The sequence below is a fragment of the Alkalibacillus haloalkaliphilus genome, from assembly GCF_007991275.1.
GTDB classification, from domain to species: domain Bacteria; phylum Bacillota; class Bacilli; order Bacillales; family Alkalibacillaceae; genus Alkalibacillus; species Alkalibacillus haloalkaliphilus.
In genome coordinates this window covers 211,801-234,582 of record NZ_BJYA01000002.1, presented here as the reverse complement: position 1 = coordinate 234,582, position 22,782 = coordinate 211,801, and the positions used below count along the sequence as shown (strand labels likewise).

The 22,782-nt window shown below is 36.4% G+C and carries 21 protein-coding genes; all 21 read right to left on the bottom strand.

The genetic code is table 11. The features are described 5' to 3' along the window. Nucleotides 1-11: 11 nt before the first annotated feature. Complete coding sequence (gene mutS, locus AHA02nite_RS03835; protein WP_146814558.1) at nucleotides 12-2,561, bottom strand: DNA mismatch repair protein MutS; 2,550 nt, start codon at nucleotides 2,559-2,561, stop codon at nucleotides 12-14. A gap of 104 nt (nucleotides 2,562-2,665) precedes the next feature. Then, nucleotides 2,666-3,196: an outer spore coat protein CotE gene (gene cotE / locus AHA02nite_RS03830; RefSeq protein WP_146814556.1), complete on the bottom strand. Its 531-nt coding sequence runs from the start codon at nucleotides 3,194-3,196 to the stop codon at nucleotides 2,666-2,668. A gap of 224 nt (nucleotides 3,197-3,420) precedes the next feature. Further along, nucleotides 3,421-3,831, bottom strand: a complete 411-nt coding sequence (locus AHA02nite_RS03825; RefSeq protein WP_146814554.1) for a RicAFT regulatory complex protein RicA family protein — start codon at nucleotides 3,829-3,831, stop codon at nucleotides 3,421-3,423. Between the two features lies 1 nt (nucleotide 3,832). Next, the gene (miaB, locus tag AHA02nite_RS03820) at nucleotides 3,833-5,407 is read right to left on the bottom strand and encodes a tRNA (N6-isopentenyl adenosine(37)-C2)-methylthiotransferase MiaB (protein ID WP_146814552.1); all 1,575 of its coding nucleotides are present in this window, start codon (nucleotides 5,405-5,407) and stop codon (nucleotides 3,833-3,835) included. Nucleotides 5,408-5,564: 157 nt separating this feature from the next. Continuing rightward, nucleotides 5,565-6,476, bottom strand: a complete 912-nt coding sequence (locus AHA02nite_RS03815; RefSeq protein WP_146814551.1) for a dipeptidase — start codon at nucleotides 6,474-6,476, stop codon at nucleotides 5,565-5,567. Nucleotides 6,477-6,653: 177 nt separating this feature from the next. Continuing rightward, complete coding sequence (locus tag AHA02nite_RS03810) at nucleotides 6,654-6,914, bottom strand: stage V sporulation protein S (RefSeq protein ID WP_146814549.1); 261 nt, start codon at nucleotides 6,912-6,914, stop codon at nucleotides 6,654-6,656. Between the two features lie 112 nt (nucleotides 6,915-7,026). Then, nucleotides 7,027-7,824 (bottom strand): TIGR00282 family metallophosphoesterase, encoded by a 798-nt coding sequence (locus tag AHA02nite_RS03805; RefSeq protein WP_146814547.1) that lies wholly within the window; start codon nucleotides 7,822-7,824, stop codon nucleotides 7,027-7,029. Nucleotides 7,825-7,966: 142 nt separating this feature from the next. Continuing rightward, the gene (gene rny, locus AHA02nite_RS03800) at nucleotides 7,967-9,532 is read right to left on the bottom strand and encodes a ribonuclease Y (RefSeq protein WP_146814545.1); all 1,566 of its coding nucleotides are present in this window, start codon (nucleotides 9,530-9,532) and stop codon (nucleotides 7,967-7,969) included. A 265-nt stretch (nucleotides 9,533-9,797) separates the two neighbouring features. Next, a complete protein-coding gene (recA, locus tag AHA02nite_RS03795; RefSeq protein WP_146814543.1) occupies nucleotides 9,798-10,832 on the bottom strand; it encodes a recombinase RecA in 1,035 nt (344 codons plus the stop codon). 87 nt (nucleotides 10,833-10,919) lie between these two features. Then, entirely contained in the window at nucleotides 10,920-12,161 is a 1,242-nt protein-coding gene (locus AHA02nite_RS03790) for a competence/damage-inducible protein A (RefSeq protein ID WP_146814541.1), read from the bottom strand. Then, nucleotides 12,161-12,739 (bottom strand): CDP-diacylglycerol--glycerol-3-phosphate 3-phosphatidyltransferase, encoded by a 579-nt coding sequence (gene pgsA / locus AHA02nite_RS03785; RefSeq protein WP_146814540.1) that lies wholly within the window; start codon nucleotides 12,737-12,739, stop codon nucleotides 12,161-12,163. Before pgsA ends, AHA02nite_RS03790 begins: the two co-directional genes overlap by 1 nt. An 85-nt stretch (nucleotides 12,740-12,824) precedes the next feature. Next, a complete protein-coding gene (locus tag AHA02nite_RS03780; protein WP_146814538.1) occupies nucleotides 12,825-13,745 on the bottom strand; it encodes a helix-turn-helix domain-containing protein in 921 nt (306 codons plus the stop codon). Between the two features lie 17 nt (nucleotides 13,746-13,762). Next, entirely contained in the window at nucleotides 13,763-14,557 is a 795-nt protein-coding gene (locus AHA02nite_RS03775; protein WP_146814536.1) for a YmfK family protein, read from the bottom strand. 171 nt (nucleotides 14,558-14,728) lie between these two features. Next, the gene (locus AHA02nite_RS03770) at nucleotides 14,729-14,989 is read right to left on the bottom strand and encodes a DUF3243 domain-containing protein (RefSeq protein WP_146814534.1); all 261 of its coding nucleotides are present in this window, start codon (nucleotides 14,987-14,989) and stop codon (nucleotides 14,729-14,731) included. Between the two features lie 66 nt (nucleotides 14,990-15,055). Further along, a complete protein-coding gene (gene ymfI, locus AHA02nite_RS03765) occupies nucleotides 15,056-15,784 on the bottom strand; it encodes an elongation factor P 5-aminopentanone reductase (protein ID WP_146814532.1) in 729 nt (242 codons plus the stop codon). Nucleotides 15,785-15,787: 3 nt separating this feature from the next. Then, entirely contained in the window at nucleotides 15,788-17,077 is a 1,290-nt protein-coding gene (gene yfmH, locus AHA02nite_RS03760; protein ID WP_146814530.1) for an EF-P 5-aminopentanol modification-associated protein YfmH, read from the bottom strand. Then, nucleotides 17,070-18,359, bottom strand: coding sequence for an EF-P 5-aminopentanol modification-associated protein YfmF (gene yfmF / locus AHA02nite_RS03755; protein WP_146814528.1), 1,290 nt, complete (start codon nucleotides 18,357-18,359; stop codon nucleotides 17,070-17,072). The genes yfmH and yfmF overlap by 8 nt, the downstream gene beginning before the upstream one ends. 120 nt (nucleotides 18,360-18,479) lie before the next feature. After that, nucleotides 18,480-20,762 carry a DNA translocase FtsK gene (locus AHA02nite_RS03750; RefSeq protein ID WP_146814526.1) on the bottom strand — a complete coding sequence of 761 codons (2,283 nt, stop codon included), beginning with the start codon at nucleotides 20,760-20,762 and terminating at the stop codon, nucleotides 18,480-18,482. An 88-nt stretch (nucleotides 20,763-20,850) separates the two neighbouring features. After that, nucleotides 20,851-21,060 carry a YlzJ-like family protein gene (locus AHA02nite_RS03745; RefSeq protein ID WP_146814524.1) on the bottom strand — a complete coding sequence of 70 codons (210 nt, stop codon included), beginning with the start codon at nucleotides 21,058-21,060 and terminating at the stop codon, nucleotides 20,851-20,853. After that, a complete protein-coding gene (locus AHA02nite_RS03740) occupies nucleotides 21,057-21,782 on the bottom strand; it encodes a ClpP family protease (protein WP_146814522.1) in 726 nt (241 codons plus the stop codon). Before AHA02nite_RS03740 ends, AHA02nite_RS03745 begins: the two co-directional genes overlap by 4 nt. Nucleotides 21,783-21,896: 114 nt before the next feature. Then, nucleotides 21,897-22,763, bottom strand: coding sequence for a 4-hydroxy-tetrahydrodipicolinate synthase (gene dapA / locus AHA02nite_RS03735; RefSeq protein ID WP_146814520.1), 867 nt, complete (start codon nucleotides 22,761-22,763; stop codon nucleotides 21,897-21,899). Nucleotides 22,764-22,782: the final 19 nt, after the last annotated feature.

The following is a 22,782-nucleotide window of genomic DNA, read 5'->3' as shown; positions in this document are numbered from 1 at the left end:
AGCACCTCCTTTTAACTTAATTTCTTTTGAAGTTCGTAAAGCTTATTCATCGCATCCATTGGTGTTAAGTTCATCAGATTAGTTTCACGTAACTCTTTAGCTACCTCAACTTCTTTCGTTGCTGGTGGTGCCTCTGTTTGTTCTTCAAATAGCGTAAGTTGTTGCTCTTTTACAAATTCGTCTTTAATTGATTGTGTACTTTCAAATGTTTGAAGTAAATAATTGGCACGATCTATAATCTCATCTGGTAAGTCTGCTAATTTAGCAACGTGAACACCATAGCTTTTATCAGCTTTACCTGGTTTAATCGTGTGTAAAAAGACAACTTCCCCTTCTTGTTCATCGACTTCTACATGGACATTTTCTAGATTCACAAGCGATTCATCTAGAGATGTTAACTCATGATAATGTGTGGCAAATAAAGTTTTAGCTCCTACTTGGTCGTGTAAGTGTTCAACGATTGATTGAGCTAATGCCATTCCATCATAAGTACTCGTCCCACGTCCAATTTCATCGAATAAAATAAGACTATTTTCAGTTGCATGGCTAACCGCGTGTTGAGCTTCAAGCATTTCAACCATAAAGGTACTCTGTCCTGACACTAAGTCATCAGCTGCACCGATCCGTGTGAAGATCTGATCAAAAACTGGTATATTAGCATACGTTGCAGGGACGAAACACCCGATTTGTGCCATAATCGCCATTAAGCCGAGTTGTCGCATGTAAGTACTTTTACCTGCCATGTTAGGACCTGTAATAAGTAAAATGCTTGTGTCATCATCCATTTCAAAGCTGTTTGGAACAAATTCTTCTTGCATCACTTGTTCAACTACAGGGTGTCTTCCTTCATGGATTCTTAGTGAATGTTCTTCATTCAATGATGGTTTCACATAATTGAATTGTTCACTTACGTTAGCAAAGCTGACGAGTACATCGATTTCACTTATTTGTTCAGCTAATTTTTGGAGAAGCGGAATATACTGTTTCATCTGTTCACGAATTTGAACGAATAATTCATATTCCAACGCTACACTTTTATCTTTAGCTTCTAAAATTAACCGCTCTTTTTCTTTTAATTCAGGCGTGATAAATCGTTCAGCATTAGCAAGTGTTTGCTTACGTTCATATCTTTCTGTATCGACTTGTGAAAGATTAGCTTTCGTAACCTCAATATAATAGCCAAATACTTTATTAAAACCAACTTTTAGCGATCTAATTCCCGTTTTCTCACGTTCGGTCGCTTCAAGTTGTGCTACCCACGCTTTACCATTACGAGAAGCTTCACGGTATTCGTCTAACTTACCGTCGTATCCATCTTTAATAATGTCACCTTCTGTAATCGAAATTGGTGGTTCATTGTGAATACTTTTTTCTAATAAGTCGTGCATGTCACGGTAAACATGAATATCACCTAATAGTTGCGTAATCAGTTGTGAATCAAACTGGTTTAATATATCTTTCAAATGAGGGACTGCGCTTAAAGATTTTTTAAGTTGGATTAAATCCCTCGCATTAACATTTCCGTAAGATACACGTCCTGCTAGCCGTTCTAAGTCATAAACATTTTTTAAATGTTCGCGTAGTTCCCCTCGTTCAAAGAAATAGTCGATTAACGTTTGCACTTGTTCGTGACGTCTTTCGATCGCTTCTTTTGATAGTAGCGGTCTGTCTAACCATTTTTTTAGTCGACGAGCACCCATAGCAGTGGAAGTTTGGTCTAATACCGAGAGTAAAGTTCCTTTTTGACTTTTGTCGCGAATCGATTCCATTAGTTCTAGGTTTCTTTTGGAATATAGATCCAGCTTCATAAATTGTTCGACTGGTACATATTCAACTCGTTGTAAGTGCGTAAGGAATCGTTTTTGCGAATGATAAATATATTGAAATAAACGACCGAATGCTTCTGAAAGCACTGACTCATTTAGTTGATCAATCAAGTAATTAAAGTCTTCTGGTATGTCACAATCATCTTGGAAAGAGATGGTCACATTTAAGTAGGCTTGTAGAGATTGTTTATGTTCTTCTGGAAAATCAGAAGATACAACGACTTCTTTCACCGGACGGTTGTACAATTCACTTAGTACATCTTTGAAGCTAGTGATTTTGCTAACGAAACATTCTCCAGTAGATAAGTCAGTATAAGAAATAATATAATTGCCTTCATGCTGAGCAATCGATGTAATGAAATTGTTTTCATCTTCTGCTAACATGTTATCTTCCATAATGGTACCAGGTGTAACAACTTGTACCACTTCACGCTTAACGACACCTTTAGAAGCTTGAGGGTCTTCTACTTGTTCACATATAGCTACTTTATACCCTTTATTAATTAAAGTACTAATATAATTTTCAGCTGAATGGTAAGGTACTCCACACATTGGAATCTTTTCTTCTTTGCCGCCGTCCCTTTGGGTTAGAGTAATCTCTAATTCTTTCGCTGCTTTCAATGCATCATCAAAAAACAGTTCGTAAAAGTCACCTAAACGAAAAAATAGAAATGCGTCTTCATTTTCAGATTTTATTTTTAAATATTGCTTGATCATTGGCGTATAATTGCCCATGTTATGTATCCCCCAATAGATAATCTCTAATCGCCATTATAGCATAGTTTGTCGAATGAATTAATAAAACCATACAGCCATATTAGCTGTATGGTTTTATAAAGTTAGTCTCTGTCGATTTCGATTTCAGCTAACTCTGATTCTAGTTCATCTAAATCTACATCATCTTCATCAAAACCATCTGGCTCAACTTTTGCCCAAACTTTAGTTTCGCCAATTAGATCGACAACGAATTCACGCTCAAGCTCAACTTTAACATTTTTGTTTTCTTCATCAATTGTGCACTCAAGCGTATTAGGTTGTTGAGTTGCTCTTGCAACGACATCGAAGTTGTTCGTTAAGCACTTGTTGTCTTTCATCGCAATTGGTACTTTATCGACATACTGCTTTCGTTCTGTAATGACTTCTGTTTTCGTATTATCAGAATACGAATACCATACATTAATGTCATATGCTCCAGAAACTTCTACAACATGCCCTTTCTTTCTTGCTTGGTACTGATGGTTAATGATCCAGCAACCTAGAATGCTCGTTGGTTTATAGTTAGGTGAAACGGTATGAGAGGTTTCGGTAAATTTCTTACCTTTACCACAAACTGCTTTCGTAATAATCTCACGATAATCTCGACCCGCCATATTAACTTTCCTCCTCTTTAATTAGCCAATTTATAATATGGTTATTAGGCATATATTGTGAATCTAAAATCTATAGCTTAATAGATGTATACTCATTCATATGCTCATGCCCATTAAAACGTTCATATGACTAGAGGAAATAACGGTTGAATAAAATTAAAAATCCCTGGCTTTGAACATTTAAGTTCGAAACCAAGGATTAGTTATGATGATTAATTCACAAGTTAGTATTTTAACTCTTTACCTGTTTCACCTTTTAAAACATTGCCGCCAGTTGCTCTAATGATTTCATTAGTCACTTCATCAGCAATTGTTTTTGTAACACGTTGTAGAATATCATTTACAACAACTTGAGATTCCTTAAATTCTTGAACGATTGGAATTTCATCTAATTCATTTTGTAAACGATCTAATTCTTCTTCTACGCGTTTTTGAGCTTCATGTTTGTCATAATGCTGTAAATTAACAGCTTGCTTTTGTAACGCTTTAATCTTCTTAATGTGGCTTTGAATCTTGTTGTTATTGTTGATTTTCACTTCTAATTGTTTAAAGCGTTCGATTTCTTCGATGTTAGCTAATTTGTAAGCTAGCTCATTTGCTTCTTTGATGACTTCTTGTCTTGTATATTTTGTCATATTAACTCACCTCAACTGACTCTTCAACCATGACGCCATCAAGCGTCCAAGTCTTAGCTTCTGTAATTTTTACTTCTACGATTTGTCCGATTGCCGTTCTTGGTCCTGTAAAGTTAACAAGTTTACTGTGCTCAGTATAACCAGCTAATACATCAGGATTGTTTTTACTCTCGCCTTCTACTAATACTTTAACTGTTTCACCTTCATACTTTTTCATCGCTTCAGCAGATAAAGTATTTACTTTCTTATTTAGACGTTGAAGACGTTCTTTCTTCTCATCCATTGAGATTTTATCATTAAACTTTGCTGCTGGCGTACCATCTCTTGGAGAGAAAATGAAAGTATAAGCACCTTCAAATCCAACTTCATCGTAAAGTGAAAGCGTATCTTCAAATTGCTCCTCAGTTTCGTTAGGAAAACCAACAATGATGTCTGTTGTGAACGAAGCATTAGGAATGGCTTCTTTAATTTTACCAACCAATTCTAAATATTGCTCGCGCGTGTATTTACGCCCCATTAACTTCAGAACATTAGAGTTACCTGATTGTACTGGTAAATGGATGTATGGCATTAAGTTGCCACCTTTGGCTAGAACTTCAATTAAACGATCATCGAAATCTCTAGGGTGTGATGTTGTAAAGCGTACTCTTGGAATATCAATTTTACGAATTTCATCCATTAAGTCACCTAAACCAAATTCGATATCATCGAAGTCTTTACCATATGCGTTAACATTTTGACCTAATAGAGTCACTTCTTTGTAGCCCTGTGCAGCTAAATGGCGTACTTCTTGGATAATATCTTCAGGGCGACGGCTACGTTCCTTACCGCGCGTATATGGAACGATACAGTAAGTACAGAACTTATCGCAACCGTACATAATGTTGACCCATGCTTTAATGTTACCTTGACGACGTTTTGGAAGGTTTTCAATTACGTCACCTTCTTTAGACCAAACTTCAACAACACGCTCCTTACTTAAGTGAGCGTTTTCGACAAGTTGTGGTAAACGGTGAATATTGTGCGTACCGAATATTAAATCTACTTGATGGTGCTTCTCTAAAATTCGATTAACAACTGATTCTTCTTGTGACATACAGCCGCATACACCAATAATTAAATCAGGGTTTTCAACCTTTAATGGTTTTAAGTGGCCAATCTCACCAAACACTTTGTTTTCAGCGTTCTCGCGGATTGCACAAGTATTAAGAAGGATAATATCAGCCTCTTTTTGATTGGTAGTGGCTTCATACCCCATCTCTTCTAAAATTCCTGACATAACTTCAGTATCATGCTCGTTCATTTGGCAACCATAAGTGCGAATTAAATATTTACGACCAGTACCTAGTCCTTTAAACTGTTCGTCGATCTCAAAATTATCATGGTACTTAACATCTTGCTTACCACGCTTTTGGGCTTTACGTAAGTTTGGCGGTTCATAAGTAGCTTCAAAATATTTAATAAAATCATCTGATGTTTTATCTTTTAAACGATTGAGATTATCCTGGTCGGATTTTATGTCCGCTGGATTACTCTGCTTTATTTGGCTCTGTTCTTTTCTTTGCTTCTCATTCATGACAAGGCTCCTTTCATTAAGTATCCTATATACAACATACGCATACCTCTTATCAGTATAATTGCTCAACGTGATTTTAACAATAATCATATCAAAAATCCAAATTAAAACCCAAAAGTTGTCATAATAAAGACAAACTTTTGGGTTAGTTAGTTTATTAATCTAAATGTCTAACGAAATTGTCATAAGAAAACTTATGAACATCTTCTGAAGAATAGCTTTCTGATACTTTTTGAATTAAATTGTCGTAGTCACCGATGTGTTCTAGCTTTTTAATCGTTTTACTTATTCCGTCAAAATCAGAACCGAAAGCAATCGAGTCTTGACCACCAAGCTCATATAAATGATCTAAATGTTTAACTAAATCATCAATCGTTACTTCATCACCTTCTGCAGTAAAATACGGAACAAATGTTAACCCTACTGGTGCTTTCTTATTAAAGAACTGTTTTAGGTGTTCATCAGAAACGTTACGGTCATGAGCATAGATTGATTTTGCATTTGAATGTGAAAACATTGGATAGTCTGCATACTTTAATACATCATCAATACCAGCTGGAGATAAATGAGAACAGTCGGTATATACTTTATACTCATTTAATACTTGGACAACTTCTTTTCCGAACGCTGTTAAACCTTTTTCAGGCTCCTCTACACAAGTTCCAGATACCGCATTTGTATTATTCCACGTCAGACCAACTGCTTTAATACCTAATCTTAATAATGTACGTAATTTGTGTAGATCTTCACCTACTACGTGACAACCTTCTAAAGTTAACATCGCGCCTTTTTCGTGTGGTTTCAAAGTTTCTATATCTTCTTTACTTTGTACCCACTTAATATTGTCATAAGGCTTCACAACCTTCTCGTGAAAAAGATCAACCATTTCTAAAGCAGCATTAAAATAATCTTCATTTATTTCTGGAGGTACAAATATTGCAAAACATTGGACTTTCACAGGGCTTTCCACCCACTTAGAATATGAAATATGTAAGTCATCATCGTCAAAAGTCTTTGAACGATCTTCCCATAGTTTTAATAAAGCGTCACAGTGCATATCTATCACCATAACGATCCCCCTCTCCCAATATATAAAATTTAGGCTCGCATATTTCCATTTTACTAACAATTAAAGAATAGGCAATGAAATTGACAGAAAAAAATGATGAGAATGATTTCCATAAATATTTTGAACACAAAAAAAGTACAAAGCTAATGCTAGCTTTGTACTTCAACTCTTCTGTTGTTATCTCGGCTCAACAATTAGCTTGATTGCCGTACGCTCTTCTTGATCGATCGTAATATCTGTAAATGCTGGAATACAAATCAAGTCAACACCACTAGGAGCAACAAACCCTCTGGCTATGGCTACAGCCTTAACAGCTTGGTTCAGTGCACCTGCACCAATGGCTTGAATTTCAGCAGTGCCACGCTCTCTTAATACGTTCGCTAATGCACCTGCCACTGAATTTGGATTTGATTTCGATGATACTTTGAGTATTTCCATCCCTAGTTCCTCCTTCAATTACTATAGTGATTTCATAATTAATCTATTCAGCATTTCTACGACCTATTCCTTTTATTATGAACTAATTATCGGAAAAATTCAAATAATTTGTCTATTCGAAGTTGAGATGGTCATCATTGATCAATATTCTTTTAATGTTTTTACCCTCACCTGTTTTCGGGTCGACTTTTGCAACGACACCACTTAAGACCGTTTGATCAGTTTCAGGAATGTCAAAGCGTACCGGCAAGCCTGTTTTAAACTTACGAATGACAGCTTCTTTTTCTACTCCTAAAATGCTGTTGTAAGGACCCGTCATTCCGACATCTGTAATATAAGCTGTTTTATTAGGTAAAATTCGCTCATCTGAAGTTTGAATATGTGTGTGTGTTCCTACAACCACCGACGCTTTACCGTCAAGGTACCACCCCATTGCTTGTTTTTCACTTGTTGCTTCAGCATGAAAGTCTACAAATATAACATTCGTTTCATTCTTTGCTTTCTCTATTAAATGATCGACGACAGTAAAAGGGTCATCTATAGGGTTCATAAACGTACGGCCTTGAATATTTATAACAGCAACCTTTTTTGAGCCAACTTTATAAAATTGAAGGCCTGTACCTGGTGTTCCTTCTGGATAATTTCCTGGTCTAACAAGTTGGTGAGCATCGTCAATGAAGTCGAAAATCTCCCGTTTATCCCAAGCATGGTTACCTAACGTGACGATATCTGCTCCCCAATCAAGGATCTGCTGATAGATATTTTTCGTTATACCTTTACCGTGCGCAGCATTCTCACCGTTCACAATGGTCAAGTCAGCTTGATATTGTCTTTTTAAGTTTGGTAGTTGGTTTTGTAGTGCTGTGCGTCCAGGCTTACCTACAATATCGCCAATAAATAGAATATTCATAACTAGATCCTTTCTAAAACTATAATCTTTTTTGATATTAACTGTCTATTAAGCTTTGCTTACTATTATTTTCTTTTATAATTTATCGTTACATATTTAATAAGTCTAGTCAAAATAAAAGACGGCTAATCGCCGTCTTTTATTACTTAGCATATTCAACTGCACGTGTTTCACGAATCACTGTTACTTTAATATGTCCCGGATATTCTAATCCTTCTTCAATTTTGTGACGAATATCGCGAGCTAATGTAACAGCTGTTGAATCATCAATATCATCTGGACGAACCATAATTCTCACTTCGCGTCCAGCTTGAATTGCGAATGACTTCTCAACACCTTCATAAGCGTCTGCTATTTCTTCTAGTTTTTCTAAACGTTTAATATAATTCTCTAGTGATTCACTACGAGCTCCTGGTCGAGCAGCTGATAGAGCATCAGCAGCGGCAACGATTACAGAGATGACACTAGTTGCTTCTTCATCACCGTGGTGTGAAGCAATAGCATTAACAACCGTTTCATTCTCTTTATACTTTTGACCTAGCTCTTTACCGATCTCAACGTGACTGCCTTCCACTTCATGGTCAACAGCTTTACCGATATCGTGTAATAAACCAGCTCTTCTAGCCAACTGCTCATCTTCTCCTAGTTCTCCAGCTAATAGTCCAGACAAGTAAGCGACTTCTAGAGAGTGTTTTAGAACGTTTTGACCATAACTTGTACGGTACTTCAGTCGTCCAATGATTTTAACTAAGTCAGGGTGGATGCCATGAGCGCCAATATCAAATGTCGCTTCTTCACCCACTTCTCTGATGTATTCATCAACTTCACGACGAGACTTCTCTACCATTTCCTCAATTCGTGCAGGGTGAATTCTTCCATCCTGTACAAGGTTTTCAAGTGCAATGCGAGCAATTTCGCGTCTAATTGGGTCAAAACCAGAAAGAATGACAGCTTCAGGTGTGTCATCAATAATTAGGTCAATACCAGTTAACGTTTCAAGAGTACGGATATTACGACCTTCCCTACCGATGATTCTTCCTTTCATCTCATCATTTGGTAGGTTAACTACAGAGACTGTCGTTTCAGAGACGTGCTCAGCTGCTAAACGTTGAGTAGCTAGTGATAAGATGTTTTTAGCCTTCTTATCAGCCTCTTCTTTAGCGCGTGACTCTTCACGTTTAATAATCATAGCTGTTTCATGGGCCATCTCTTTTTCAACACGATCAAGAATAACTTGCTTAGCTTGTTCTTCAGTTAAGCCAGAAATTCTTTCTAACTCTGCTTGTTGTGTCGATAACAATTCTTCCACTTTGCTTTCAGCTTTATTTAGTTGTTGTTGTTTTTCGTTTAATGACTCCTCTTTGTTTTCTAATGTTAGCTCACGTTTATCCAACGTTTCACCTTTACGATCAAGCGTTTCTTCTTTTTGCATGAGTCGATTCTCTTGCTTTTGAATTTCATTTCGACGCTCTCGTAATTCTTTTTCTTGTTCTTGGCGTAAACGATGACTTTCGTCTTGAGCTTCTAAAAGTGCTTCCTTCTTGGCAGCTTCTGCATTTCTTCTGCCTTCTTCTTCTATTTTACGAGCAAATTCTTCAGCACTAGAAATTTTAGCTTCCGCAATCGAACGACGAATCAGATAACCAACAACAGTACCGACAACTAAAGCAAGCAAAATGGAGATGATTAAAATTGCCATACTATCCATACATTCACCTCCTCTTGCTATTCATTTGTTTCAAACTTTCATTTTCATTTCGGTCGGTAATGTACAATCATTCATCATAAGCATCAAAGTATAAAATGAAAATTATACATACTAATTTTAAGCTTGTCTATCGTTTATGTCAAGGAATTGTCAAACTATTTAACTATATGTCTAAAAAAATGTTATACTTTCAGCTTAATATTTTTAACGAAAATTAATACAACACCTTTACTCAATTTTGTATGAGAAAAGGTGTTGTAAAGAACTATTCTAGCTCTAATTTTTCCTGTGATTCCGGTTCTTCTGATCCTTCGCCATCTATATTGTAGTGAGCTCGGATTTCATTATGAATTTGCTCATAAATATCTGGGTTGTCTTTTAAGAATTGCTTAGCATTCTCTCGACCTTGTCCTAATTTATCACCATTGTAAGAGAACCATGCTCCACTCTTTTGTACAACTTCTAAGTTAGAGCCGATGTCTAATATTTCTCCTTCTTTAGAAATCCCTTCGCCGTACATAATGTCCACTTCAGCTTGTTTGAATGGTGGTGCTACCTTGTTCTTCACTACTTTTACACGTGTTTTATTACCAACCATATCATTACCTTGCTTTAACGTTTCTGCACGACGAACTTCTAGGCGTACAGAAGAATAGAACTTTAACGCACGTCCACCTGGAGTTGTTTCAGGGCTACCGAACATCACACCGACTTTTTCACGAATTTGGTTAATGAATACAGCAGTTGTATTCGATTTATTAATTGCACCCGACAACTTTCTTAGTGCTTGTGACATTAGTCGAGCTTGCAAACCAACGTGAGCATCTCCCATCTCACCTTCGATTTCTGCTTTAGGTACTAATGCTGCTACAGAGTCAACAACAATAATATCTACTGCGCCACTACGTACTAGTGCCTCAGCAATCTCTAAAGCTTGTTCACCAGTATCTGGCTGTGAAAGTAACAGCTCATCTATATTAACACCTAAATTTTTAGCATAGACAGGATCTAAGGCGTGCTCAGCATCAATAAATGCAGCTTGACCACCTTGCTTTTGTGCTTCCGCAATGGCATGTAATGCAACTGTAGTTTTACCAGAAGATTCAGGACCATAAATTTCAACGATTCTTCCTCTCGGGTAGCCGCCAACACCTAATGCTACGTCGACGCCTAGTGAACCAGTTGATACAGTTGAAATAGCTTGCCCTTCTTGTTCTCCCAGCTTCATAATAGAGCCTTTACCAAATTGTTTCTCTATTTGTTTTAGTGCCATATCTAATGCTTGTTTACGATCGCTCATAATTACATTCCCCTTTCGTTCATCTATATCTATAATACTATGAATTAGATCATTTGCCAAGAAAAAAGCGAATATTTGTTCTGTTTTTTACGAAGTTATCATATGGATTAACTGTTTAAGTCCAGCTTGAACTGCTTCATCTCTAATTTGATTGCGATCTCCAGAGAAGTGGTAATGTTCACATTTAGTCTCTCCATTGTAATTAATAGCAATAAAGACTGTTCCAGGTTCATAACCATTTACTTCATCAGGACCTGCGACACCGGTGAAGCTTATTGATAAATTAGAATTCGCCATTCGTTGCGTATTGTCTGCCATTAACTTGGCACATGCTTCGCTGACAGCACCTTCTTTTTGTAAAAGGTTATGGGGAATGCCTACTATTTCTTCTTTCATTTCATCTGTATATGAAATAATACTCCCTTTGAATAGTTGAGAAACCCCTTTATTCGCGACTATTGTCGAAGCAAACTGACCTCCTGTAATGCTCTCACAAGCCGAAAGAGTCATCTCATGTTTAGATAGAAGGTGAACCAACTGTTGATCAAGCGACTGATCTCCATAACCGAAGAAGTAGTCTCCTACCCGCTCATGGACTAGTTGTTCAGTATCGTCTAATAATTTATCTGCTTCTGCTTCTTTATTTGCCTTAGCCGTTAATCGAATCATAATGTAGCCGTTACCTGCTAATGGTGCAATCGTAGGGTTTGTCTGTCCTTGTATTAAGTCAAGTAACTCAGTTTCTAATGCTGACTCACCTATACCTTGAAACGTTAGGATGCGATGGAATAGCTTACCTTCTGTTAACCCTTTATCGTGAAGAAATGGAATTACTTTTTCGGTTGCAATCCATTTCATTTCTTTAGGAACTCCAGGCAAAAAGAACCATAGAACACCTTTATGTTCAAAATGTAATCCAGGAGCCATACCGACCTTATTATGAAACACTTCTCCACCATTGAAATACAGTGCTTGTTTACGGTTATTTTCAGTCATCGTTAAATTTCGTTCAGTATAATAACTTTGAACTTCTTGAAACGTAGGTTCATCTAATTTTAAGTCCGTTTCAAATAAACTGGCAGCAACCTCACGTGTTAGATCATCTTCTGTTGGACCTAATCCGCCTGTAACTATAATAATATTTGATCTTTTTTGTGCTTGTTCAAACACACTAGCTAAACGGTTAAAGTTATCCCCAACTGTTTGATGGTAGTAAACATTCAAACCGATGTTATTCAGTTTCTCAGATAACCAACTTGCATTTGTATCAACGATTTGTCCTAATAACAGTTCTGTACCGACTGAGATAATTTCACATTTACTATTCATTACTTAGAATCCCTCATTACATGCCAGTTTTTCTTAAAGTAGTCAACTCCTGATATAACCGTTACTAATGCTGCTAGATATAGCAAGATAGTTCCAATTGGTAATCCGATATAAGAAAATGGAAAATGGTGCAGTAATAAAAAAGCAGCTGAACCAATTTGTAATGTCGTCTTTAATTTCCCCATTTGACTTGCAGCTAACACGATTCCATCACCAGCTGCAACTAAACGTAATCCTGTGACGGCAAACTCTCTACTTATAATGATAATCACGATCCAAGCTGGTGCCATCCCTAGTTCAACTAGACAAATCAAGGCTGCTGAAACTAACAACTTATCTGCTAATGGATCTAAAAACTTTCCAAGGTTCGTTACTAGGTTATATTTGCGAGCGTAGTATCCGTCTAACCAATCTGTTAAAGAAGCGACAATAAAAATAATAGCAGCTAGTAGATGTGCAACAGGCTGCTCATAGGCACCGATGTCATAACTGCCCCAATCTAATGGTGCTACTAGTAAAATGATAAAAACCGGAATTAAAAATAGTCGTGAAATAGTAATTTTATTTGGTAAATTCATACTGCGGTCCTCCAATTTTATTTACTGCAAGATCTATAGTTTATTTTAACCGAAAAAGAAATCCTTTGCGATTAAAAGCAAAGGATTAGTCTTCTTCATGCTCATTTTCCCATAAAATTATGATACGTTGATGGACATTGTCGTTCGGATCGACTTCATACTCAAGCTCGACGCCGCTCACTTCAATACCAAATCCACTCGCACGTCCTATGTTCATCTCTAGCTCAACTTCATTTCCATCTGAATCAATTTCAAATGGTGAATCGTCGTCATTTCTAAACATTCCAGAAAAAGGTTGTGACCCTTCCCCATCCTCTGTTAAGTCAACTTCTAAGTAAGTTTCATCATTTACGGTTAATGTAATTACAAAAGAATCCGCATCAACTAACTCATATGTCGTTCTTGGTGTACTGTCTTGGTTAACATCAAGCACGTTTAAGCTAGGATTAACTTCCTCGACCTCTTCTTCAGTTGATTCTTCTTCATCTTCATTTGATGATTCCTCATCACCGTTTTCTGCATTTTCATCACTTTCATCATCATCATCATCATCTTCTGGTGCAGTAATGATTTCTTGAGATGGTTGTTCGTTTTCGCCATCAGTTATGGCAGGCTGAATATAATTAACTATTGAATACCATATGGCAAACCCGATTCCAATAATTAATAAAAATACTAATAATTTTGGAAGAAGGGTGAAGATTTGGTTACTTGCTTTTTGAGCCTTACTATTCTTTCTTGACGGCGTCATATATTCATACGTACGATCGTCTCCTGAAGGTAGCTCATTAGCGTATTCAGTTATGAGCTCATCGCCACTTAAACCAACAGCATCTGCATACTCTCTAACAAAAGCGCGAACATAGAAGTTACCAGGAATTGTATCCCATTGATGATCTTCAATTGCAGTTAAGTAGCGCTTTTGGATTTTAGTAGATTCGGCTAGCTGTTCAATTGTGATTCCTTTTTCTTCTCTAGCTTCTTTCAGTCTTTGCCCTAGTTCCATTGATTAACACCATCCATTTAAAAGTCAAACATAGAAAAGCCATCTTGTTCATCAAATTGTGGTCTTTGGATTTTCTCATACTCAATTTCTTCATCTACACTATTGCGAAGTTCGATAAAATAATCAAAGTCATCTAACGAATATTCAGAGTTTTGAACGAAGACATCAGGATGTTCAACCACTTTAACTGCAGGTATGCTCATGACTTCTCTTATTAGTTGCCAATGTTTTTCTGTAGCTCGCTTCATCGAGACAACACCATCGATGATAAACAAATTATCTGCTCCGTATTCATCTTTAATTAGCTGACTACGAACCGTTTGTTTCAATAATGTGCTAGATAAAAACAACCATCTTTTATTAGCACAAACACTGGCAGCAACGATCGATTCGGTTTTACCGACTCTTGGCATACCTCTAATACCAATTAAAACGTGGCCTTCTTTTTTATAAAGCTCAGCCATGAAATCGACTAATAAACCTAACTCGTCACGTACGAATCGGAACGTCTTCTTGTCGTCTGAATCACTTTTTATGTAACGACCGTGCATTACAGCTAATTTATCACGTAATTTCGGACGTCTAATCTTCGTTACTCGAATTGTATCCATAGTATTTAAAATACTTATTAAACGCTCGATTTGGCGATCGTCTTTACTTAGTAACAACATACCTCGTCGGTGATCTTCTACACCATTAATCATAATAATGTTAATAGATAACATTCCTAATAAAGAAGAAATATCACCTAATAGGCCAGGCCGATTATATTTAATTTCATATTCTAAATACCAATCTTTACGCTCATCCATCACAATCAGCCTCTCGTACCAATTAAAATATATGTCCAAATTTTACAGACATGTTATTTCTATAATAAATTATTTTAATATTAATGAAAAGGTTAAAAGGATAAATAATGAAATTTAATACAAATGTAAAAAACTCCGTAAAGTGATTCGTTCACTTTACGGAGCTAAGTATTATCTGTCAGTACCTTCGTTTTGAACAAGTTTAACCATCATACTTGCAATTGATTTACGTTCTTCTTCAGAAGCAACATTCCAAAGATCCCTTAACATTGCTTCTTCGTCATTGTGAGCATCAACTTTCGTAGCTAAATGTTCTCCCACTTGATAGGCAAGGTTATTAATCGTCGCATGATCAACACCTTGATCTTCTGCTTGGTGCAAGCGATCACCAAGGAAGTCCTTCCATTGTTCGAAGTTATCTAAAACGGACATCGCTCATCCTCCTTTTGATATATGTCACTTATATTTTGAGCCGAAAGATGAACTTTATACATAAAGCTAACTAATTCCACCGTTTACTTTTAAAATATGTCCGTTAACATAGCTCGATTGACTTGAACATAAAAACTTAACACAATTGGCTACTTCACTTGCTTCACCTAGCCTGCTAAGTGGAACGTCTTCTATCCAATAACCTATTTCTTCATCCGTTAAAGCTTGATTCATTTTTGTATTAATAAAACCTGGTGTTACGCCATTTACTTTAATACCAGAAGGTCCCATTTCTTTAGCTAATGACTTCACAAAGTTAATTTGAGCACTTTTCATCATGGAATACCATACTTCAAAGCTCGCCCCTTCTTCACCCCAAATAGATGAGATGACAACAATGTTACCTTCTTGTTTTTTAACCATAGAGGCTAGAAAGGCTTGTGTTATTAACGTTGTAGCCTTTACATGAACGTTGTATAAAGCATCCATTGTCTGTTCATCTAATTTTATAAACGTTTGGGATAAAGCTTGTCCTTGTGCGAACACAATCGTATCTACATCAAAAGGGGTAAGGTCAATTAATGAATAGATTTCATCTGGTTGAGTTAAGTCAGCCTGTACAGACATTAATACTTGATCATCATGCAATATTTCCACCAATTCATCAATTACATGGCTATTTTTACTATAATGTAATATAAACCGTCTATTGCTTTGTTCAGCTAAAGCTTGAACTGTAGCTTTACCAATTTCCCCACTTGAACCTATAACTAGAACAATTTCCTCGTTCTTCACCGCTTACTCCCCTTCAGGAACTACCATACAGATCGCAATTTGCTCTTCACTAACCCATTTAGAAAGATTGTCTTTAAAACGATCTAAAGTTAAATTTTCGAGCGTTTCAAAGATATCTCTAAAGTCTAAGCCCATTTGATTATATTGCATAAAGTTGTTCGCAGTGCCTTCGATGTCGTTAAACTCTCGGATCAGTTCGCCATACTTTTTCTTCTTAGCACGATCGAATTCTTTTTCATCTATTTCTTCATCTTTTATTTGTAAAAACATCTCTTTGACACGCTTGCTGAACTTCTCAGGCTCCATCGTATTTGCACCTACTGCTGTGAAGCCGAATGATTCTTCTAAAACAAATTCTAAACGCAACGTGTCGATCGTTAGGCCTTCTTGATACAACTCTTCAAAATAACGTCCACTTTTTGAGAAGTATAAATCTAATACGATGTCTCGTACTAAGTCATTCTCTAAAAGAAGATCTTGTTGTAATGCTTCTGGCTTTTCCTTAATAGCAACCATACACTTAGGTGTACTGATCGGCATTTTAATGACTTCTTCTTGTTTATGAACTTGTACTGGTTCATCTCCGTAATCACGTTCGATCTCTTTTTGATCTTCAAATGATTTGTTATTTTGATTATCACGAACTAACGTTTCGATTTCGTTTAAATCAAAGTTTCCAATGATAAACAATTGCATATTAGACGGGTGATAAAAAGTCTCATAGCAAGTGTATAAGTCTTCATGTGTTATTTTGTTAATTGATTCAACTGTACCAGCAATGTCGATATGAACTGGATGTTTTTCGAACATAGCACCTAACGTGCCGAAGAATAACCGCCAGTCCGCTTTATCGTCGTACATACGAATCTCTTGTTCGATAATGCCTTTTTCTTTCTCGACACTTTCCTCTGTAAAGTAAGGATCTTGGACAAAGTCTAACAAGGTCTCAACATTTTCTTTTACATCAGAAGTACTTGAAAACAGATAAGCTGTTTGTGTAAATGACGTAAAAGCATTGGCTGATGCACCACGTTCAGAAAAGTGTTGGAAAACATCTCCGTCTTCTTTTTCAAACATTTTATGTTCTAAAAAATGAGCAATACCATCAGGAACTGTAACCATTTCTTGTCCATTTAATGGAATAAACTTCTGGTCAATTGAACCATACTTTGTAGAAAATATAGCAAAAGTCTTCTCTAACTCATCTTTTGGATATAAGAAGACGTCCAATCCATTTTCTAATCGGTCATGATAGATGGATTCATTTATTCGAGGAATTTTTAATTCATTCATTTTCCGCACCTCCATCTTCTGCTGTTAAGAAATAAACGGTATCTAATCGAACTTGTTTACTTACTGCAATCACTTGTTCTTTTGTTACTGATTGTATAGCCTCGACCATTTCTTGATTAGTCATTTCTTTACCACCAATCACTTGCTGATAATACCAATTGATAATACCGCGCGGACGATCGATTGTCTCTTTTAATGAATGAATGATCGTCTTTTTCGTTTGTTCGAGCTCATCATCAGAGACTTCACCTTTTTTAATCGCTTCATGTTGTTCCATAATGATGTCTTTCGCTTGGCCATACTTTTCTGGAGCTATACCACTAAATACAAACAACAGTCCTTTATGGCTTTCAAATCGGGATGCGGCATAATAAGCTAATGAATGTTTCTCACGCACATTTAAAAATAGTTTTGAATGTGGGAACCCACCAAATATGCCATTGAACACTTGGAGTGCAGGGTATTGTTCGTCTTGATACGTAATACCCGTTCGATAACCTAAATGAAGTTTACCTTGTTGGATTTTTTGAGCTTCAGTAATATCCTTTTCTTCAGAAGGCTCTTTAGGTTCAACACGTCTTATACTCGCATTAGGGTTACGATTGATTTGAAACTTACTTTCCAAAATACTTTTAGCATGCTCTTCATCTAAGTCTCCAACGATATAAATGTCTAGTTGATCTTCAGTGATCATCTTTTGATACGAATCATACAATGATTGTGCATCAATATCGTCAAAATCTTCTAAGTATCCGTGCGACCTGATGCCGAATTTCTCATCTTTACACATTTCATCGATTAAGCGCATATTAGCGTATTGCATTTTTTCATCAATAATGGAGTTAATTTTGTTTTCTAACGTTTCTTTTTCTTTTTCTACAATATTAGAGTCAAATTTGTCTCCATCTAGCTTTGGGTTGTTAGCAATTTCATGTAAAAAACTAATCCCTTTATGAAGAAGCTCATCTTCTCCTTCAATAAACTTCTCGTTCGCTAAATCTAACGTAAAAGTTATGATATGGTTTTCACCTTTTTTAGCACTCGTAATTGAAAATTTAGCACCATACAATTCATCTAATTCTAGTCTTAAATCACGTTCAGTTGGATATTTTGCAGAACCTTTTTGTAACACAAAAGGTATTAATGCTCTCTTCGTTATATCTTCACGTTCAATTGGACGAGAGAATTTTAAAGCGATTGTATTCGTTTTAAATTTTTTCGTATTAATTAAATGTAACTCGTAGTCATCATAGCCTACTTTATGATCGATTAACGTTTGCATGTCAGTCCTCCTTAGGAATTTCTTATTATATATTTTACCTCTATACGTTAAAACATACTATTTAACTCAGGTTCAGTGAAATTACTGAACCTGAGTTTACATAAGATTATTATTGTGAAGTTATGACGACTGTTCTTCCTGTTGTGGATTAGGCGGTCCTAATACTTTTCTTGGTTTACTACCTTCATAAGGCCCAACAATACCTCGTTCTTCCATTGCATCAATTAAACGAGCAGCTCTTGTGTAACCGATTCTAAACTTACGTTGTAACATTGACACGCTCGCACTTTGCATTTCAACAATTAGTTGGACAGCATCTTCATATAATTCGTCATCTACTTCTTCATGTTGTTCATTCGATTCACTTGGAATCATCTCTTCTTGATATTGGGCTTTTTGTTGTTCGATACAGAAATCGACGATTGATTCGACTTCTTCATCAGATAAGAAAGCGCCTTGTATACGTGTTGGCTTAGAGGCACCAACAGGTAAAAATAGCATGTCACCTTTACCGAGTAACTTTTCGGCACCACCACTGTCTAAGATCGTTCTAGAGTCAGTTTGAGATGATACGCTAAATGCTATTCTTGAAGGAATATTTGCTTTTATGACACCGGTAATTACATCAACAGATGGTCTTTGTGTAGCGATAATTAAGTGAATGCCTGCAGCTCGCGCCATCTGTGCTAAGCGAGTAATGGCATCTTCCACTTCGTTTGAAGCAACCATCATTAAGTCTGCTAATTCATCAATTAAAACAACAATGTACGGTAGTTGCGGGTGGTTCTCATCTTCTTGGTCATTAACTTTATTAATGTAGTCATTATACCCTTCAATGTTTCTTGTACCCGTATCAGAAAATAACTCATACCGTCTTTCCATCTCTGAAACAATCTTTTTAAGTGCTTGAGATGCCTTTTTCGGATCCGTTACAACTGGCGCTAAAAGATGCGGTATGCCATTATAAACATTTAATTCAACTTTTTTAGGGTCGATCATCATCATTTTCACTTCATGCGGCTTGGAACGTAGTAAGATGCTTGTAATAATGCCATTTACACAAACACTTTTACCACTACCTGTCGCACCTGCAATTAACATGTGCGGCATTTTATTCAACTCCGCTGTAATAGCGTCACCAGCAATATCTCGCCCCAGTCCAAACAGTAATTTGGATGGACTTTGGTGAATGGGTTGCATAACTTCTCTCATCGACACTTGCGCCACTTCAGTATTTGGCACTTCAATACCGATTGCTGACTTACCAGGTATTGGTGCTTCAATTCTAATGTCTCTAGCAGCTAAAGCTAGTGCTAAATCGTCATGTAAATTAACAATTTTACTAACCTTTACACCAACATCAGGATAAACTTCGTATTTTGTAACGGCTGGTCCTACGTGAACTTTCGTTACTTTCGCTTTTACACCAAAACTATGAAAAGTTTGTTCTAACTTTTTAACAGTTGATTGGATTTGTGATTTCTCTTGTTGTTGCGAATGGTTAACAGGGTTAGCTAACAAGTTTAATGAAGGTAATTTATAATCTTCATTCTCAACTTCTGTTAACGGCAGTTGATCGGGTTCATCAAATTGTTGTTCAGATTCATTCTCAACCGTTTCAGTCCATTCTTTTGTTTCAACTTCTGTTAAATCAGTTTCATGATCATACGTGTCGAAACCTTCAATTACAGGCTCTTCATGTGGTGTTGCGTGATCTTCAATTTCTACAGTAACTGTTTCAGGCTCTTGTTTTTCTTCTTTTTCTTTTTGTTTCTCTTCTTTGTTCTTATATCTTTGTGCCTTCCAAGAATCAAGCTTAGTTTTGAAGTATGTATACACTTGGTTGATCACGTCTGTTAAGGATTTTTCCGATAACAGCATAATTCCTATAATAAGTCCAAAGAATGCCAATACTTTTGCCCCTGCCGAAGAAAGTAAGTAAAAGCTTAAGAAAAATAAAAGTGCACCTGTCATTCCAGCTCCAATTTCTTCATATGTGACAATTCCGTTTTGGTAAGCATCAAAGAAATCCCACGTTAATGTAAAAATTGATTGATCTGAATTAGTCGCAACAACAGCTTCAAAAGCTTGGACATGTGTATAAAGTATAATTGAACCGACTAACACGTAGAAGCCAATCCATTTCATTGATGTAAATGTTGGCCATGTTCTTTTCACTAATAAATAAAGTCCTAAAACGAACATAAAGCTACTCGCAATAGCGTACCAAAAACCAAACAGCCATTGCAGTAAATTCGTTAATAGGTTCGGAATAACCCCTTCACTGATCGGCGTAATTCCACTTGAGAAAATAGCAGTTAAAATTAATAGTAATCCTATTAATTCAAACTTCAATAAAGGCTTTCTTTTGTTGCGTTTTGTTTTACGTTTTTTCTTTGCCATCTTCATCACCTCAAAAATGAGTGAAGCAGCCTAATAATCGGCTGCTTCTAACGTTCATTATATCACAGAGTTACCTCATTTTGGATGATTATAAGTAATAAATTGAACCAGGTTGTAAGTGTTTTTGTAAATAATCTGATGGGTTAGTTGATGACATATGAACAATTTCAAAACTATTGTTTTCAACATCTCTTCTTAATTTAACTGTTGCATGATTAACATTTAACCAATGGAAGCTCTCATGTTGCTCTTCATCTTCAAAAATTTCTTGTTCGAGTAATGGCGTATATATAATCATTGAACCACCTGGTCATCATTAGTTTTTCCAATTAACTCATTAAGTTTGACCATCGCTTCTTTAACGCCACCAATCGAATCAATTAAGCCATAATCAACAGCGTCTTGACCAACAACGTTTGTACCGATATCACGAGTTAAATTCCCTTTAGCAAACATTAAGTCCTTAAACTGTTCCTCCTCGATATTCGAGTGGTGCGTTACGAAATTAATAACACGATCTTGCATTTTATCTAGGTATTCAAATGTTTGTGGTACACCAACGACTAGTCCAGTTAAACGAATTGGATGAATCGTCATTGTAGCAGTTTCTGTAATGAAAGAATGATTTGCTGATACAGCAATTGGAACACCAATAGAATGTCCGCCACCTAATACAAGTGATACAGATGGTTTAGACAGAGACGAGATCATTTCTGAAATTGCCAAACCTGCTTCTACGTCTCCACCCACTGTATTTAACAAAATAATAACACCTTCAATTTTAGGGTTTTGTTCAATCGCGATTATCTGTGGAATAAGGTGTTCGTATTTTGTCGTCTTATTTTTAGCGGGTAATTGAAGGTGTCCTTCAACTTGTCCAATAATCGGAAGCACATGGATATTAGAATCAGGTGCTTGTGGGACATTTGTTGAACCGAGCTGCTTAATTTTTTCCATTAATGAATCTTGGCTTTGACCTTCCTGTTTTTTCTCATCGTTATTTGGTTGATCTTGATTCATTTCTAACACCTACCTTTAGTTCGTATTGTTCGCATTTTGTTGTTAGTCATGCATATCAAAAAGTAAAAAACTGGTCTCATAATAAAATGAGACCAGTTTACTTAGACAAATATATTATTGATCTAATACCGATTTTAATGTATTAAATTCTTCTAATGATAAATCAACTAAAGGCAGGCGAACTGAACCGACATCAATACCATAGTAATTTAGCGCTGCTTTTACAGGTGCTGGTGAAGGGGCCATAAAGCACGCTTTCATCTTTGGTAAGATCTTTCGATGAATTTGTGCCGCTTGACTCGTATGCCCTAAGCGAAAGGCATCAACCATTTGTTTCATTTCATTTCCTATAACATGCGCTGAAACGGAAACAACACCTTTAGAGCCTACAGCTAACGAAGGTAATGTCATACTGTCATCACCAACATATAAACTGAAAGAATCATCCGTTCTTTCAATAATTTCGCTCATCATATCTAAATCGCCACTAGCATCTTTCGTTGATACTATATTGGAGATTTTTGATAACTCGACTGTCGTATCAACAGACATGTTAACTACTGATCGACCTGGCACATTATAAAGCATGACTGGTAAAGATGTACTTTCAGCAATTGATTTAAAATGTAAGTATAAACCTTGTTCATTCGGTTTATTGTAATACGGTGTGACTAACATAATGCCATCGACACCTGTTTTAGTAGCTTGCTTAGTCAACTCTACCGCTGCCTCTGTATGATTACTACCGGTACCAGCAAGAACCGGTACCCGATTGTTAACCATTTCTTTTACAGCAGTAAAAAGTTGTATTTTTTCCTCGCTTGATAACGTCGGTGATTCACCTGTTGTGCCACCTAATACTAAACCTTCAGATCCGTTTGCAATTAAATACTCAACTAACTTCTCAGTTTTGTTTAAATCTAAACGTCCTTCATCGTCAAAGGGCGTAACCATCGCAGTTAAAACATTCCCAAAATCCACTGTCAAAACCCCTTCCACA

What these genes read in the sequence shown, in the direction of transcription:
- mutS (WP_146814558.1), bottom strand. Translation starts at nt 2,561, where the DNA reads ATGGGCAATTATACGCCAATGATCAAGCAATATTTAAAAATAAAATCT.
- cotE (WP_146814556.1), bottom strand. Translation starts at nt 3,196, where the DNA reads ATGGCGGGTCGAGATTATCGTGAGATTATTACGAAAGCAGTTTGTGGT.
- AHA02nite_RS03825 (WP_146814554.1), bottom strand. Translation starts at nt 3,831, where the DNA reads ATGACAAAATATACAAGACAAGAAGTCATCAAAGAAGCAAATGAGCTA.
- miaB (WP_146814552.1), bottom strand. Translation starts at nt 5,407, where the DNA reads ATGAATGAGAAGCAAAGAAAAGAACAGAGCCAAATAAAGCAGAGTAAT.
- AHA02nite_RS03815 (WP_146814551.1), bottom strand. Translation starts at nt 6,476, where the DNA reads ATGGTGATAGATATGCACTGTGACGCTTTATTAAAACTATGGGAAGAT.
- AHA02nite_RS03810 (WP_146814549.1), bottom strand. Translation starts at nt 6,914, where the DNA reads ATGGAAATACTCAAAGTATCATCGAAATCAAATCCAAATTCAGTGGCA.
- AHA02nite_RS03805 (WP_146814547.1), bottom strand. Translation starts at nt 7,824, where the DNA reads ATGAATATTCTATTTATTGGCGATATTGTAGGTAAGCCTGGACGCACA.
- rny (WP_146814545.1), bottom strand. Translation starts at nt 9,532, where the DNA reads ATGGATAGTATGGCAATTTTAATCATCTCCATTTTGCTTGCTTTAGTT.
- recA (WP_146814543.1), bottom strand. Translation starts at nt 10,832, where the DNA reads ATGAGCGATCGTAAACAAGCATTAGATATGGCACTAAAACAAATAGAG.
- AHA02nite_RS03790 (WP_146814541.1), bottom strand. Translation starts at nt 12,161, where the DNA reads ATGAATAGTAAATGTGAAATTATCTCAGTCGGTACAGAACTGTTATTA.
- pgsA (WP_146814540.1), bottom strand. Translation starts at nt 12,739, where the DNA reads ATGAATTTACCAAATAAAATTACTATTTCACGACTATTTTTAATTCCG.
- AHA02nite_RS03780 (WP_146814538.1), bottom strand. Translation starts at nt 13,745, where the DNA reads ATGGAACTAGGGCAAAGACTGAAAGAAGCTAGAGAAGAAAAAGGAATC.
- AHA02nite_RS03775 (WP_146814536.1), bottom strand. Translation starts at nt 14,557, where the DNA reads ATGGATGAGCGTAAAGATTGGTATTTAGAATATGAAATTAAATATAAT.
- AHA02nite_RS03770 (WP_146814534.1), bottom strand. Translation starts at nt 14,989, where the DNA reads ATGTCCGTTTTAGATAACTTCGAACAATGGAAGGACTTCCTTGGTGAT.
- yfmH (WP_146814530.1), bottom strand. Translation starts at nt 17,077, where the DNA reads ATGAATGAATTAAAAATTCCTCGAATAAATGAATCCATCTATCATGAC.
- yfmF (WP_146814528.1), bottom strand. Translation starts at nt 18,359, where the DNA reads ATGCAAACGTTAATCGATCATAAAGTAGGCTATGATGACTACGAGTTA.
- AHA02nite_RS03750 (WP_146814526.1), bottom strand. Translation starts at nt 20,762, where the DNA reads ATGGCAAAGAAAAAACGTAAAACAAAACGCAACAAAAGAAAGCCTTTA.
- AHA02nite_RS03745 (WP_146814524.1), bottom strand. Translation starts at nt 21,060, where the DNA reads ATGATTATATATACGCCATTACTCGAACAAGAAATTTTTGAAGATGAA.
- AHA02nite_RS03740 (WP_146814522.1), bottom strand. Translation starts at nt 21,782, where the DNA reads ATGAATCAAGATCAACCAAATAACGATGAGAAAAAACAGGAAGGTCAA.